Origin of the sequence: Klebsiella sp. 2680, assembly GCF_900198535.1 — a bacterium.
Classification (GTDB): Bacteria; Pseudomonadota; Gammaproteobacteria; order Enterobacterales; family Enterobacteriaceae; genus Klebsiella; species Klebsiella indica.
On sequence record NZ_FZNJ01000002.1, the window covers coordinates 472,615 to 487,819 of the forward strand.

The 15,205-nt window shown below is 52.7% G+C and carries 12 protein-coding genes and 1 pseudogene; 3 read left to right on the top strand and 10 right to left on the bottom strand.

Annotated features, from left to right (window positions below):
* The first annotated feature begins 6 nt into the window (after positions 1–6).
* From FN037_RS09615 to FN037_RS24760, 3 genes and pseudogenes are all read left to right on the top strand, one after another.
* Positions 7–1,053 (top strand): response regulator, encoded by a 1,047-nt coding sequence (locus FN037_RS09615; RefSeq protein ID WP_138361235.1) that lies wholly within the window; start codon positions 7–9, stop codon positions 1,051–1,053.
* 137 nt (positions 1,054–1,190) lie between these two features.
* A complete protein-coding gene (metK, locus tag FN037_RS09620; protein WP_138361234.1) occupies positions 1,191–2,375 on the top strand; it encodes a methionine adenosyltransferase in 1,185 nt (394 codons plus the stop codon).
* Between the two features lie 19 nt (positions 2,376–2,394).
* Positions 2,395–2,661: pseudogene (locus FN037_RS24760) on the top strand (BMC domain-containing protein); the annotation flags it as partial.
* 2,442 nt (positions 2,662–5,103) lie between these two features.
* On the opposite strand, the gene FN037_RS09630 reads toward FN037_RS24760, so the two are convergent.
* From FN037_RS09630 to FN037_RS09675, 10 genes are all read right to left on the bottom strand, one after another.
* Positions 5,104–5,928: an MIP/aquaporin family protein gene (locus FN037_RS09630; RefSeq protein WP_138361232.1), complete on the bottom strand. Its 825-nt coding sequence runs from the start codon at positions 5,926–5,928 to the stop codon at positions 5,104–5,106.
* A gap of 103 nt (positions 5,929–6,031) precedes the next feature.
* Positions 6,032–6,949, bottom strand: coding sequence for a glycyl-radical enzyme activating protein (locus FN037_RS09635; protein WP_142502102.1), 918 nt, complete (start codon positions 6,947–6,949; stop codon positions 6,032–6,034).
* A gap of 110 nt (positions 6,950–7,059) precedes the next feature.
* Positions 7,060–9,609 (bottom strand): glycyl radical diol dehydratase GrpM, encoded by a 2,550-nt coding sequence (gene grpM, locus FN037_RS09640; protein ID WP_138361230.1) that lies wholly within the window; start codon positions 9,607–9,609, stop codon positions 7,060–7,062.
* A gap of 79 nt (positions 9,610–9,688) precedes the next feature.
* Positions 9,689–10,264 carry a DJ-1/PfpI family protein gene (locus FN037_RS09645; RefSeq protein WP_138361229.1) on the bottom strand — a complete coding sequence of 192 codons (576 nt, stop codon included), beginning with the start codon at positions 10,262–10,264 and terminating at the stop codon, positions 9,689–9,691.
* A 10-nt stretch (positions 10,265–10,274) separates the two neighbouring features.
* Positions 10,275–10,574: a BMC domain-containing protein gene (locus tag FN037_RS09650; RefSeq protein WP_138361228.1), complete on the bottom strand. Its 300-nt coding sequence runs from the start codon at positions 10,572–10,574 to the stop codon at positions 10,275–10,277.
* Positions 10,575–10,599: 25 nt separating this feature from the next.
* Positions 10,600–12,108: an aldehyde dehydrogenase family protein gene (locus tag FN037_RS09655; RefSeq protein ID WP_142502103.1), complete on the bottom strand. Its 1,509-nt coding sequence runs from the start codon at positions 12,106–12,108 to the stop codon at positions 10,600–10,602.
* Positions 12,109–12,152: 44 nt separating this feature from the next.
* Entirely contained in the window at positions 12,153–12,938 is a 786-nt protein-coding gene (gene pduB, locus FN037_RS09660; RefSeq protein ID WP_138361226.1) for a propanediol utilization microcompartment protein PduB, read from the bottom strand.
* 21 nt (positions 12,939–12,959) lie between these two features.
* On the bottom strand, positions 12,960–13,241 hold the full coding sequence (gene grpH / locus FN037_RS09665; protein ID WP_004863596.1) for a propanediol utilization system shell hexameric protein GrpH: 282 nt from the start codon (positions 13,239–13,241) through the stop codon (positions 12,960–12,962).
* 195 nt (positions 13,242–13,436) lie between these two features.
* On the bottom strand, positions 13,437–14,648 hold the full coding sequence (tdcD, locus tag FN037_RS09670) for a propionate kinase (RefSeq protein WP_138361225.1): 1,212 nt from the start codon (positions 14,646–14,648) through the stop codon (positions 13,437–13,439).
* Between the two features lie 33 nt (positions 14,649–14,681).
* On the bottom strand, positions 14,682–15,185 hold the full coding sequence (locus FN037_RS09675) for a heme-binding protein (RefSeq protein WP_138361224.1): 504 nt from the start codon (positions 15,183–15,185) through the stop codon (positions 14,682–14,684).
* Between the last annotated feature and the right edge of the window lie 20 nt (positions 15,186–15,205).

Sequence of the window (15,205 nt, forward strand, 5' to 3'; positions counted from 1 at the left end):
ATAAATATGTATAATATTGTCATTGTCGAAGATGAGTATATTGAATCGGAAGCGTTAAAACGCATCATTTCCCACTGCGTCGAAAATTCAGTGATTCATGAAGCGTCAACGGGGAGAAAAGCCATTCAACTCATTGATCAACTTAACCAAATAGACATGATGTTTGTAGATATAAACATCCCGTTACCCAATGGTAACCAGGTCATTGAGTATCTTAAACAGAAGAATACTGAGACCAAAGTCATTGTCACCACGGCAAACGATGACTTTGACATTGTTCGCCATATGCTCAGTCTGAAAATTGACGACTATCTTTTAAAGCCCGTTAAGCAAAGCACCCTGAGCGACACAATTCGCAAAACCCTGCTGGTCGATGAAGAAGAAGCGTCAGCAATACGCGAACTGCGACAAAATATTAGCGATCTGATTAGCCGCTGCGACTATCCTGGCTGGCATACTTTATTATTCAGTATTCTTGATGCCGCCTGTACGGGCCGGGCTTTTGGCGGCGATCGCTCGAAGGCGCTGATCGACGTTCTTGAATTACTCCAGCAATATCTTGCGGGATCAGGGGAAAAATATGAGCACTGCCGCAATAAGGCGGCTGATATCGTTCAACATATCCATCAAAAAGGCCTACCCGCCAGCCACTACTGGCATACCATGAACAGCTTGTTAAGTCTCAGCGAAGACATTTTTGAACAGGCGATAAAAAATACTCACGGTGAGATGGATTTCGTTTCCCGGGCAAAATTTCATATTGAGAAAAATATTCTTAAAAACCTTACCCTTGATGACATAGCGGCGAAAGCGTTCGTGAGTCCCTGCTATTTAAGCCGGGCATTTAAAAAGAGTACCGGGACAGGTTTTTCAAGTTACATTACCAGCCGTAAAATTAATATTGCGAAATCACTGTTGCAATTTAGTGATTTAAAAATCAACACCATCGCACTTGAACTTTCGTGGCAAGATGCGAATTATTTCTGCCGCATCTTCAAAAAAGAGACGGGGATTGCCCCGTCAGATTACCGCCGCATTGTATCACCAGAGTAGTGCTGATTTACCGTGGATTTTTTGCGCTGGCAGTATGGCCGAGCGCAAAAAAGTCCGCCACGCGGGCAAAATAGTTTACGCGCCAGCAAAACGGTAACCGCTAAAATAAGATACGCTTGTTTAACAGTGGTTCCGCCGTGTCTGAATATCTTTTTACCTCAGAATCCGTTGCCGAAGGTCATCCGGATAAGATGGCTGACCAGATCTCTGATGCCATTCTGGATGCTTACCTGGTGCAAGACCCCTGGGCCAAAGTCGCCTGTGAATGTCTGGTGAAAACCGGCGCGGTGATCCTTGCCGGTGAAATTGCCTCCGATGCGCATATTGATATCGAGCACGTTGTTCGCCGGACGGTAAAATCCATTGGTTACGATGATTCCGCGAAAGGGTTTGACGGTGCGACCTGTGCCGTGATGAGCATGTTGGGCCGACAATCGGACGATATCGCCAGAGGCATTCGCGCAAACTCGCCGACAGGGCCTGGCGCAGGTGACCAGGGGATCACGTTCGGTTATGCGTGCGACGAAACACCGCAGCTCATGCCCGCCCCGCTTTTGTATGCGCATCGCTTAATGGCACGACAGGCGCTACTGCGTAAAACTGGCCAACTTGACGGGCTATTACCGGATGCCAAAAGCCAGCTCACGTTGCAATATTGCAATGGCCAGATACACCATGCCGCAGTAGTCGTGGTGTCCACGCAGCATCGTGCCGATCTTTCGCTTGCGTTGCTGCGTGAAGCGGTTATCGAAGAGATCGTTAAACCCGTCATTCCCGCTGCCTGGCTGACGGCAGAAACACGTTTGCTGATTAACCCCGCGGGGCCATTCATTAACGGCGGACCGGCTGCGGATTGTGGTTTAACCGGCCGTAAAATCATCGTCGATACCTACGGCGGCGCGGCCTGCCATGGCGGTGGCGCATTTTCAGGTAAGGACCCGTCTAAAGTCGATCGCTCCGCCGCCTATGCCGCGCGCTATGTAGCAAAAAATATCGTTGCAGCCGGCCTGGCAACGCGCTGTGAAGTGCAACTGGCGTGGGCCATCGGATTATCCCGGCCAGTCTCTGTACGTATTAATACCTTCGGCACGTCGCGACTCACATCCGAGTTTTTGACCCGGATGGTCGAACGTCATTTTGATCTGAGCGTATATGGCATTATTCGCCAGCTTGATTTACTGGCTCCCCGTTATCGTCAGACCGCGTGTTACGGCCACTTTGGCCGCGAAGGTTTTCCCTGGGAACTCACCGATAAAGCGGCACTGCTGCGTGACGAAGCGGCAGGCCAGACGTGTGCTCTCTCTGATACCCCATTCAATTGAAAAATGACAGGAGATAGTTATGGCCGGACAGAGCTTAGGCTTAATCGAAACCGTCGGCTTAACGGTGGCGATTGAAGCCGCCGATGCTGCAATGAAATCGGCGAATGTCGACCTGATCGGATACGAGTTGACGAAAGGCGGCGGTCTGGTGACGGTGAAATTAACGGGAGAAATCGGCGCGATGAACGCGGCGGTTTCCGCTGGCGTTGCCGCTGCAAATAACGTGGGCAGTGTCTACGCCTGGAAAGTCATTGCCCGTACCGCAACCGGCATTGACGAACTGATCGCCTCAAAGGAAACGCAGGGTGTTGCGCCTCAGGAACCAGTGAAATCTGTAGAAGCGATGAAGCCGGTGGATCAAAGCAGCACGCCAGTAGAGGAAAATAAAGAAGCTATCATCCCGGTCGTTAACGTTGAACCGGATGAGATTATCTCCGATTGTCTGGCGCAAGAAGAGAACGTGGTGACGGATATGGCGGACACGGTTTCTCCCCAGCCAGAGTCTGAACTCACGCAGAGTGGCGTGGAGGCAGTACCGGCTTCTCTGTTAATAACAGAGAAGGCAGAAAAAACGGCCAATGACAATAAAAAGCCATTGCGGGCAAGGGTAAAGAGCACCCGGCGCTAAAAATAATATTTATACTCGTCATACTTCAGGTTGCATGTGTGTTGGCTTCTGAGTGACTGGTCTCATCCATGAGACTCGCCCTTGCGGGCTGTCGCTTTATGACGTCCAAATCTGTTGCTGACAGATTTGTCGTTTCTCCCGTCACATAGCTATCTATGCTCCCGGAGATTGACTCTCTTGCCGCGTGATTTGGCCTGTGGCCTCACCTCTGTGAGGTCAGCGTAAGCGCTGTGCAAAACGGTTAACCGTTTTGTCCTGCAGCTCGAATTAGACAGAAAATCTATCTGCGTATTCGCTGTGAACGGAACAGGCCACAGAACCAGAATTTGAGGGGGCAGCACTGCGTCTTTCCATGCACCGGCAAGCCCGGTTAGTTTCCACTCCTGTGGACAAAGGTTCCGTTCACCGTAACCCCGCAAATGTATTACCGTCGCCCGTGAACGGGTAAAGGGGGAGAAAACCGTCTCCCCCTTTACTATCCCCGCGGTCCCGCAAAGAAACCGGTGCTGCGCACTGCGCTCACCTCCCGGCCCTCAGCCTGCGGTCGGCTCAACTCGGTACTACTCGTCCCATCCCTGGGACTCGCCCTTTCAGGGCCAGCGCAAGCGCTGTTCAAAATTGCTCCGGGCAATTTTGTCATGCCTCGATTCGCCTCTGGCCGCCATCCTGGCGTCCAGCCCTTGTCTTCGGGTCTCCGGTTCGCCGGTTTCAGCGGGCACCAGGGCATCGCTGTGGGTTTTATGCTTTCAGCAGCGTATTCGTCGCTGCTTAAAGAAACAGTTTTTTATCACCTTCAGCGGTCAGGCAGTTGCAGGTTTACTGCGGGCTTACCGCCGGGGGGGTGGGCGCATCAGGGAAACCTGGCGGGAACGCAGGCGCGCATCCAGGACTGGCCGCCAGGACGGCGGCCAGAGGGCGTGTCGAGACAAGGCCGTCGAGTCGCGCCCGGTCCGCCAGATGAAGCCGGAGTGGAGCGGACCGCGAAGCGGCAGGTTTACAGCGCAATGCCGGGGGTGCAGGGGGACGGGCGAAACGTCCCCCTGCCCGTTCACACGCAACGGACAGAAAAACTATCCGCGTATTCACAGTGAACGGAACAGCCCACTGAACCAGAATGTCAGAATGTGAGGAACCAGCACTGTTCTCACCGGGGGGATAAGAGGCCTGTTTTAGCTGTCATGCCCGTATTCCTGTCAGGTGGCGGCTGACGCCTTACCTGACCTACAAACCCCATAAATATAAGCCCTGCGCCACGGGTTCCGTTCACCGTAACCCCTCAGAAAATGGATGACCGTCGCCCGTGAACGGGTAAAGGGGGAGAAAACCGTCTCCCCCTTTACTATCCCCGCGGTCCCGCAAAGAAACCGGTGCTGCGCACTGCGCTCACCTCCCGACCCTCAGCCTGCGGTCGGCTCAACTCGACGGCCTGTCTCGATTCGCCTCTGGCCGCCATCCTGGCGTCCAGCCCTTGTCTTCGGGTCGCCGGTTCGCCGGTTTCAGCGGGCACCAGGGCATCGCTGTGAGTTTTATGCTTTCAGCAGCGTATTCGTCGCTGTCGGTCTTTCAGATGTGGCAGGTATTTCCCCGGTTTTTTATCACCTTCAGCGGTCAGGCAGTTGCAGGTTTCCTGCGGGCTTACCGCCGGGGGGGGGGGCGCATCAGGGAAACCTGGCGGGAACGCAGGCGCGCATCCAGGACTGGCCGCCAGGACGGCGGCCAGAGGGCGTGTCGAGACAGGGCCGTCGAGTCGCGCCCGGTCCGCCAGATGAAGCCGGAGTGGAGCGGACCGCGCAGCGGCAGGTTTCCAGCGCAATGCCGGGGGTCATGGGGGCGAGCGAAACGCCCCCATGCCGTTCACACGCAACGGACAGAAAAACTATCCGCGTATTCACAGTGAACGGAACAGCCCACTGAACCAGAATGTCAGAATGTGAGGAACCAGCACTGTTCTCACCGGGGAGATAAGAGGCCTGTTTTAGCTGTCATGCCCGTATTCCTGTCAGGTGGCGGCTGACGCCTTACCTGACCTACAAACCCCATAAATATAAGCCCAACGGCACGGGTTCCGTTCACCGCTACCCCGCAGAGAATTTATTAGGATCAGACTGCGGTATTCTTCGCGATTTCCTCCCCTCTGGCTGCGGGCAGATTGCGCCCAATGCCATAACGATAAATGGCTGCGCCGAGAAGCCCGCCAATCACCGGGGCGATCAGAGGGACAAGGAAATAAGGAATTTCCCGGCCTCCCGTCATTGCAATCGATCCCCAGCCGTTAAGCCAGGTGAAAAGTTTCGGGCCAAAATCACGGGCAGGGTTCATGGCAAACCCGGTCAATGGCGCCGTTGCCGCGCCGATAACCGCAACCAGTAAACCAATCAATAATGGCGCCAGCGGGCCTTTAGGCACACCATTACCATCATCAGTCAACGCCATAATTAGCCCGATGAGCATCGAGGTAATCACAATTTCTACCAACGCGGCCAGCCAGACGCTAATACTCGGCGCCGGATAAGTCGAAAATATGCTGGCTAAGTACAGACTATCCTGACTTCCACGCACCATATGGTGCAGTTGTTCATAATCAGCAAACATATTGTGATACAGCAGATAAGTGAGCGCCGCGCCGCAAAACGCGCCGACCATCTGCGCCAGAATATAGGGCACAACTTTTTTTACATCAAAGTTAGCAAATACGCATAACGCAATAGTCACCGCCGGGTTAAGATGCGCACCGGATATCCCCGCCGTCAAATACACGGCAAGGGATATAGCCAGCCCCCATACGATACATATTTCCCAAAGGCCAAAGCTGGCGCCAGCCACTTTAGTCGCGCAAAGTACGCTGGTGCCGAAGAACATAAACAGTCCGGTACCGAGGAATTCGGCAATGCACTGCCCTTTTAACGTCTCAGTTGATTCACTCATAATATTTTCCTGTCTTAAGCGATATTATCGCCGTATATCGCTTAATGAATTGTGGGTACGAGAGGACAATTAAAATTAACCAAAATCATCTTTCTGCTACTGCTTAGCCGCCGATATGGCAGTGAAAACCCATTGACTCAACCACTTTTTTAAGACTGTCCATTTTTTCTTCCGAGTGCGCGGCGGCATCTCCCATTGGATAAATTCTGCCGAGCAAATTATATTTATTCTCGCCAAACGTATGATATGGCAGCAGATGAATAGTATCGACACCGGACATCAGGCGGGCAAATTCGGCAATGCTGCGAATCTCCTCCGGATTGTCGTTGACGCCAGGAATGACCGGTATGCGGACGATAACGTTGGTGATAAATGAAATTCGCAGTAGGTTTTCCAGAATTTGACTGTTATCTACCCCGGTATTCGCTTTATGTACCGCTGGATTTATCGCTTTAATATCGGTCAATGCCAGATCAATCCACGGAAAGACATCTTCGATCACCTCTTTGCGGGCAAACCCGGTAGTTTCTATTGCGGTATGCCAGCCTTTTTCTTTGCACGCCTTTAATAATTCACGGGCGAATTCCGGCTGCACCAGCGGCTCGCCGCCCGATAACGTTACCCCGCCGCCGGAACGACGAAACAGATTCTCTTCCTTCTGCAATTCACGCATTACTTCACTCACCGTCATGCGTTTACCTTTCATCTCCAGCGCCTGGGTCGGACAAACGCGCGTACAATCACCGCACTGGATACAACGTTCGCGATCGATAAAAAAGGGGTTGCCGGGAGAGAGCGCCTTTTGCTTACAGGTAGCAATACATTTCCCGCACTGAATACAATCGCTCTTTTTATAAATTAGCTCAGGTTGCGGACGTTGCGATTCAGGATTACTGCACCATTTGCACGCCAGGGGGCAGCCTTTAAAAAAAGGGATTGTCCGGATGCCTGGGCCATCGTGCAGCGAATAGCGTTGAATATTGAATAAAACGCCCTCGGTATCGTATTCGACTCTATTCATAACATCACTCATCAAAAAAGCGACCACGCGGTAATAAACAGGCCAGCCGCTAAAATCGGGTCTGATAGCGGGCCATGCCTCCCGGCATGGCCCGGACAGGAGAGACAAAATCAGAAGTGCTGTTCGGTACGGCTGATAATGTCATCCTGAACTTCTTTGGCCAGCACCACGAACTGGGCGCTATAGCCGGCAACGCGAACGACAAGATCCTGATGCTGCTGCGGATTTTTCTGCGCCTCCACTAACGTATTGCGATCGATAACGTTGAACTGGACGTGCATCCCTTTCTTATCGAAGTAGTTGCGCACCAGTCCACCAAAGTTACGCAGACCTTTCTCGCCGGCCAGCGACGACGGCAGGAACTTCTGGTTATAGAGCGTGCCGTTTGAGGCGATAAAGTGATCCAGCTTGGCCACGGAGTTGGCCGCAGCGGTTGGGCCAAGGGTATCTTTCCCCTGACGCGGCGATACGCCGTCCGCCAGCGGCTCTTTCGCCAGACGGCCATCCGGCAGCGCGCTGACGTCTTTACCAAACAGCACGTTAGCCGATACCGGGTAGATGCCGGCCTGGAAACGACCGCCGCGCGGGTTGGTGTATTTCTCCACTTCCTGGCAGTAAATCAATGCGCAGTTGCGGGCAACAAGGTCAACGTCGTCGATGTCGTTACCGAAACAAGGCGTGTTTTCCAGAATATGGCGGATCTCTTCATAACGCGCGTTGCCTGAAGCAGACTCGGCGCCAGCGCCGTTAGCGGAGAGCTGACGGTAGACTTCATTTTTAATCGCCGCCGGATTGAGGGAGCCGTGCTGATCGATAATCCGTTTGACCACCTCATAGATATCCTGCTCGCCCAGGGAAGATTTCTCCGCGGCGCTATGCGGGTTGCCGCCAACCGGATAACCGAAGTTAGCATCCAGCGCGCCTTTCAACTCCTGGAGAGTCATACGGCGATCTTCAAACACCTGCTTCTGAATGGCATAAACCGAGTCGCCAGTATCCGCGACGCCGAACGCCTGCGGGCCGGTAAAGTTATAGATTGCGCCACCTTCCTGCAGGGATTTACCGCGACCAATACAATCATCCACCAGCGCGGAAAGGAACGGCAGCGGGCAGCGTTCTCCATGGGCGATGTCAACGCTGTTACAGGCTTCGACTAACTGGTGAACAAAGTGTGCCATCTGTTTTTTGAAAGCGGTATAGAAGTCGTCCATGCAGGTGTACTGCGTCATCTCTCCGGTAACCGGACCGAGCTGCTTGTTACCGGCCCGCCCGTTGTTGAGGGTGATTTCCAGGACTTTAGCCACGTTGAAGAAAGCCGCATCGTGCCAGCCTTCCGTACGATGCGGCGCCTGCGGTTCCACGCAACCGATGATGCAATAGTCACGCGCATCATGCAGGGAGACGCCGCGGTTTTGCAACGCCGGAATAATCACCTCATCGTTATACATGGCGGGTACGCCAAGGCCCAGGCGCACCAGTTCACAGGCGCGATAGAGGAACTCGTCCGGGGTGCCCTGCCAGACGCGGATAGAGAAAGAGGGTTGCGGCAAACGCACATGGGCGGTGGCTTCCATGCACATGTAGGTTAACGGGTTGGTCGCATCGCGACCATCTTCCGTTTGGCCACCTACGCACAAGTTCTGGAATACGGCATAACCGGCGAAGGCCTGAGCAGAGACTTCGTCGCGGGTTTTGTTGATATCGTTAAGTTTGATCCAGCAGCAGTCCACCAGTTCCTGAGCAAATTCATTGCTGATCGATTTGTCCGCGGCCAGATAGGGGTACATATACTGGTCAAAACGCCCCGGAGAAATCGAGTGACCACTGGACTCAATCTGCAGCATGCTCTGAATAAACCAGAATGTCTGACAGGCTTCCCAGAAGGTGGTCGCGCCATATTCCGGTACGCGGGTACAGTTTTGCGCAATTTGTTCCAGTTCACGCTGGCGGGTAGGATCGCGTTCTTCCCGTGCCAGACGGGACGCTTCCTGGGCGTAGCGATGCGCGAAATTGATCGCCGCCTGATAGCTCACGATGACGGCGTTATAGAACTGCTCTTTTTTAATGTAGTCCGGCGAGCTGCGGTCAAGATTTTCCAGCGCCCGGGTGACTTCATTGATAATACCGCGAAAACCGATTTTCAGTACCTTGCCGTAGTCGACGCTGACATGGCCGACACCGCCGAAGAAATAGTTCCCCACGGTGAATACACCGCTGGCCATACTCTCTTTGGTCTCCTCAGACATATAAGAGGCGGCCAGCGAGCTGGTGGTTTTGCCCGGCCAGTATTGAAATGCCTGATGCAGCTCATCCGCGGTTTTCTTCGGAATAATGAACGGGTCAGCGACGCGGTGCTCCATGGTGTCGAACTCTTTCTCAACCCAGTCGTAGGAGAATTCAGGGCAGATCTCCGTGGAACGCGGATTAATGGTGACCGCACCGACAATTAATTCGTCCGGACGAATGGTGACGGGTAATTCATTGAATATCTTTTCAACGACTTTTGCGCGACGCATAATTGCAGGAAGATGTTCATTTTCTTTATACGCCTCAGTGGCCAGCACTGCACGCTCAGATTCCACATAGGGTTTAGCATGCAGAATCATATTTTTGAGTCTTACAACACGATCGGTCGGATGAGTAAAGCCTTTCTCTAACATACAATAACTCCCGAAATGATATTAGCGTGATTGATCAACCACACCTGAATTGTTTAATCTGACGGCAGAGCTGAATACACTAGTGAATAATGTTGGCACCTATTAAACTAATGAAATAACGTAATATTGCCGGGTGCGCCTTCCAGGTTGTGGCCGTCACCAGCTTTCCGTCCTGAACAGCTTCATCATCAGCTGCAGTAACCCAGCTCCCCCCGGCCATTTCAATCTCTGGTTTCAGGGTGAAATATCCCGTTAATTTTTTTCCTTTCAAAATACCGGCGGCCACCAGAATTTGCGGACCGTGACAGATTGCCGCAATGGGCAGTGAAAAATTATTCGCATAATGAATAATATTCAGTACCGATTTATTGAGGCGTAAATATTCTGGCGCACGACCGCCAACAATGTATACGCCGCCGTATTCTTGCATCCTGATTTCATCAAAGGAGGCAGTTAAGCGAAATAAATGCCCGGGTTTTTCGGTATAGGTTTGATCGCCTTCAAAATCATGAATTGCGGTCTTAATATATTCTCCCACGCGTTTCCCTGGGCAAACAACATCCACTCTGAAACCTAACATGCTTAATGCCTGCCATGGCACCATGACTTCATAGTCTTCAGAGAAATCGCCTGCGAGCATCAAAATTCTTTTCATAAGCGAACTCTCAGAATGTATTGTCATCATCTTCAATAACGCGCATGGCTTCATTCACTGCGGCGACTTCGCCGAATATGGCCAGCGTTGTGATATGTTGCGGGCAACTGCCAAAGATTTCCGATACCGCAACATGTGCGCTTTTACTGGCCTGATCGGCATAAAAGTACAAATCCGGTATTGGCAACATAATCAACCCGACCGCGTCAATACGAACCCTTTCCAGACGACTGCGTGACTCAGATGGCATTCGTCGTTTCAGCATGGCCAGCGTTTCTGGCGTCGGCGCGTTGATAATCCGTTTTTTCATCTCAGCGTTACCCGTCCTGCTTATATCAGCGAATATTCAGCGCTTCGACCATCACACACCGGCGGTTTCTGCTGAAGGTGCGCGCAGAGGTCAGCCCTTCCCCGGTCGGCCCGGCGATGGTAAATGTGGCATGACCTTCGCCGCCCACACCAATACCTGCGTATGACGGGCCGTTTTTCACGAAAATAGTGGTCTGGATCAGACGCGCCATTTTGGTGAGCTTCTCCACATTGGTGGAGTGCATCATGGCCGTATGGCGGTTACCGTGTTCCACTTTCACCGCCAGATCGATCGCTTCATCGACATTTTCGACCCGCACGACCGGCAGAATCGGCATCATCAGTTCATGTACGACGAAAGGATGATCACGCTCGGTTTCGATCAGAATCACTTTGATCTCTTCCGGTACGCTAATACCTATCTGCTGCAGAATATAGCGGGCATCTTTACCCACGAACGCCGTATTCGGCCCGGTGCCTTTTTCATTCAACACCCGCGACTGCAGCTGCTGAATAAGCTGCTTATCGCACAGCAGCCAGGCCCCGCTTTTCTTCATGCAATGGATAAGATAATCCGCCACCTCGTTGACAACGATGACCTCCTTTTCAGCCACGCAAGGCAGGTTATTATCAAAACTGCAGCCATTGATGATATCCCGGGCGGCCTTCTCGATATTGGCGGTTTCATCCACCACCGCAGGTGGGTTGCCAGCGCCAGCGCCAATCGCCTTTTTACCTGACGACATAACCGTTTTGACAATGCCCGGACCACCGGTTGCCACCAGCATATTGACCCGGGGATCGTTGATTAAGGCGTTAGTGTTATCAATCGAGGGCTGCGTTACCGTCACAACCAGATTGGCGGGCGCGCCAAGCCGTGCCAGCTGCTGGTTGATCAGGGCGACGCAATGCAGTGAAACGTTACGTGAACGCGGATGAGGACTAAAGACCACCGTATTACCCGCCGCCAGCATGCCGATGGCGTTATTAATAATGGTCTCCGTCGGGTTGGTAGTCGGCGTAATGGAACCAATAACACCGTAGGCTGAGTGTTCGGTCAGCGTCAGACCGCCGTCACCACTGAGCGCACCGGTTGACAGATCTTCAATGCCAGGGGTTTTTTGCGCGGCAACGCGGTTTTTCACCAGTTTGTCAGCATAATTGCCCATTCCGGTTTCTTCTACCGCCATTCTGGAAATCGCCTGCAACACATCATCCTGCAGAAAAAGCGTGCGAATTCCATCAACAAAACTGGCACGATCCTGCATGGAGCAGTGACGATATTGGATCTGTGCGTGCTGCGCGGCGCTAATCGCCTCATCCATTGTCGCGAAAGCGCCGTCGCCAGAGGTATTCTCCGCAGCAGGCGCCGTTGCCAAACGGTTCGCCAGTACGCTGGCGACAATCGCTTCAATACTGGCGCTATCGGCGACGGGCGCTGTAGCAGGCGTGCCGGAGGCCTGAGTTTCCGGCGTTGTTTTTGTGTACTTACTCAGTACGCGGGAAACGGCCTGAGTAATTTCAAGATCGTTCATGCTCTACTTTCCTTACTTCACTTCACACACGTTGCCGCCCGCCATCAAATGTACGGTGTTGTTGTCGATTTGATTGGCGCCGGATCCAGGGTGGACAGCAGTTGCATTCCAACATCTCTTGCTGCAATAACCGCCTGACGAACGGCACCCGAGTCACCGGCAAAAGTGAAAATCACTTCATTACTAAAGCTGGTGCCTTTCGCCGGGCTCGCATAACCCACAGGTTCAATCACCGCGGCTTTCGCCGCCGCATCGGCAACCACCACACCAATCGCCGCAGGGGAAGCGCAGGTCATGCCAAAGGATTTACCGATCGGCGCGCCGAAAGCCTTGTTAAGGGCATAGCTGGCGCGAGCGGTATACTGGAACTCAAGGTGGCCAGCCGGCGTACCATAGACATCACCCATTGTGCGTTCAATTTCCGCCAGAGCGACTTCAACCGCTCGACGAACATCGGACACATCAGATGCACCGAAGATAATTAAGCAACCATGACCGCCGCCGCCTTCTGTATCACGCGCCAGCTCAATAGAAAGAATTTCGCTGTTGGTGGCTTTAATTGCCTCATCCGCAGCAAAAATATGCGGACCGGCACCAGTGCGTGCGCCAAGAATACCAATTGAGCGATATTTCTTGTCGATATTCATGGCTTCATGTAGTTGATGATCAACATTAGCAATAACCAGCCCGATGGTATGCCCTAACGCTGTACCGACAAATTCCGTTAAACTACAACCGGTAAAGCTGGCTGCTGTTTTGTTATTTGTCTGGGCGTCAGTCTGCTTATTCATTACTTCAGATATAATCTGTTCAACAAGATTATCTCTCATAGTCAGTATCCTCTGGCTTTATTAACTGACAGCTTTCGGCAGGATTTTTTCCACTTCAATATGCGGGCGCGGAATAACATGTACGGATACCAGTTCACCCACTTTCCCTGCCGCCGCGGAACCCGCATCAGTCGCCGCTTTTACTGCCCCGACGTCGCCGCGGACCATAACAGTAACTAACCCGGAACCGATTTTTTCGTAACCAACCAGCGTTACGTTAGCAGATTTAACCATGGTATCTGCGGCTTCAATTGCCGATACCAGACCTTTTGTTTCAACCATACCTAATGCTTCTTGTTGCATAACGACCTCAATATTTCCAGGTAAGTGTAAAGTCAGTAATGAATTAACGCTGAAGGGAAATTCATATACCTAATAAATTCATGCACTATGATGTTATTGCACTAAAGACAAAATGTTTTGTTCGCCAGATAGACTTTCTTGCTATTCACTATTCCACTGGACAATAAAATCCTCCCCATCCGCAATAATGGCGACTCAGGCCGCGCCCTCAAATGAAGCTGAAAGCCCGGCGGCATCCTGCGCGATCATTTTTTCTTCATTGGTGGGGATCACTGCCACAACGGGAGAACCTGGGAGTGAAATAACGCCCTCACGGCCAGCAACAATCTGCGCATTTTTCGCCGTATCCAGGCGTATACCAAAGATAGCCAGCCGCCGGGCCGTCAGTTCACGCACCAGCGCAGAGTTCTCGCCAATACCGCCGGTAAAAATAAGCGCATCAAAGCGGTGCAACGAGGCGAGGTGCGCGCCAAGATGGCGGGCAAGACGGTGAACCATGACATCAATAGCCAGCGTTGCGCGGGGATCGCCTTTGCTGCGTGCGTCCTGCAACGTACGGCAATCGCTGGAGAGACCGGACAACCCCAATAAACCTGAGTCGTTATTCGCCATTTTGTACAGTGATTCGATGGTCTGCCCTGTACAACGGGCGATATAGGCTGCCGCGCCCAAATCCAGGTCGCCGCAGCGCGTTCCCATCACCAGACCTTCAAGGGGCGTCATTCCCATTGAGGTATCCACGCTTTTCCCGTTTTTCACCGCGCATACCGACGAACCGTTGCCAAGATGCGCGATAAGAATGCCATGATCGTCGGGATCAAGATTTAATCGCGCCACGGCTTCCGCCGCGATAAAGCGATGCGATGTACCATGAAAACCATATCGTCGGACCTGATGTTGCTGTTGATACTCAAGCGGAATGGCGTAGGTATAGGCTTCTGGCGGCAGGGTCTGGTGGAATGCCGTGTCAAAGACGGCCACCTGGGGCAACTGCGGTAACAACGACAGGGTTGCCTCAATGCCAATCAGATTAGCCGGGTTATGCAACGGCGCCAGAGCCGAAAGCTCACGAATCCGCGCAATCACCGACGGTGTAAGCAGAACAGATTGTTTGAAATCTCTGCCGCCATGCGCCACGCGATGACCGATGGCGCATACGCGTTCAAGCATCCCCATATTATCGAGACGGGAGAAAAGCGTTTTTAACGCACTGTTATGGGTGGATTCAGCAAGTCGCGCCGTGGTTTTCCCCCCTGCCGCATCTTTGAATGTGATGCAGGCGTCTGTCAGTCCAAGCTTTTCAGCCAGACCAGAGAGTAATGGCGTCTCCTCATCCAGTGGGATAAGCGAAAATTTTAGTGACGATGATCCACAGTTAATAACCAGAACCAATGATGCTAGCGACATGATAACCTCTGTCCGTATTTGTCTTTTCAAAAACTATCTATTGAAAGGCGTGAGTGGAAACCGTTCACGGCTGAAACGCGCGAGCGTCTCGCTGGCAATCGCAATATCTTCCTCAACGCTGCCGCCGCTGATGCCGATCGCCCCAAGCAGCACACCGTCTGACCAGCAGGGCAATCCGCCGCCAAAACAGCAGATGCCGGGTTCATTTTGCAAACCATACAGGCTGGCACCGGGTTGTACTTCGCCCGCAAGCTGATGCGTCGGTATTTTTAGCGCCACTGCTGTCCAGGCCTTTTGCCCGGCCAGCCGGTGGCTGACAAGCAGCGCGTTGTCCATGCTAAAGAAGTAGCGTTGCTGACCGCAGGCATCCACCAGACTGAAAACAATGGGAACATCGGCGGCGTCGGCGGCATCGCTGGCATATTGCGCCAGTCGCCTGGCGTCAGCGAGGCTCAGCGACATGCGCCGAACCGGCAATTGACGTGAAATCGCCTCATTAATGCGCTGTTCCAGGTCGCGGTTTTGCTCAATGCGCATGGCTTTTCCTCTCAGGACTC